The organism is Promicromonospora kroppenstedtii DSM 19349 (genome assembly GCF_000515355.1).
In the GTDB taxonomy this organism is placed as follows: domain Bacteria; phylum Actinomycetota; class Actinomycetes; order Actinomycetales; family Cellulomonadaceae; genus Promicromonospora; species Promicromonospora kroppenstedtii.
Genome location: NZ_KI911602.1, coordinates 1,651 through 1,910, shown reverse-complemented (window position 1 = coordinate 1,910; position 260 = coordinate 1,651). Strand labels below are relative to the sequence as shown.

Annotated in this window: 1 protein-coding gene; it reads left to right on the top strand. The window is 73.8% G+C overall.

Features of this window, described 5'->3' with window-relative positions:
• Positions 1–14: 14 nt before the first annotated feature.
• On the top strand, positions 15–260 hold a 246-nt coding region (locus PROKR_RS33670; protein WP_169736309.1), incomplete at its 3' end, for a hypothetical protein.

Sequence of the window (260 nt, the reverse complement as noted above, 5' to 3'; positions counted from 1 at the left end):
TCAAGGACGGCCCGATGTCGGGCTGGCTGCACCGCCGCCTCTCCGAGCTGTACGACTACCTGTGCGTGGACGAGCCCGCCGGGCTGGACCTGCACGAGCGCGCCGTGACCCGCGAGGGCCTGATCAAGCACGGGCCGGAGGAGATCGAGCAGCCGGTGCTGCCCGGCGTCGAGGACTGGGCGCTCGGCTGGGACGCCGACGACCGGCTGGACCAGCTCCTGGAGCTCGCGCGCGAGACGCAGGCTCGCCTGGCCGAGGCG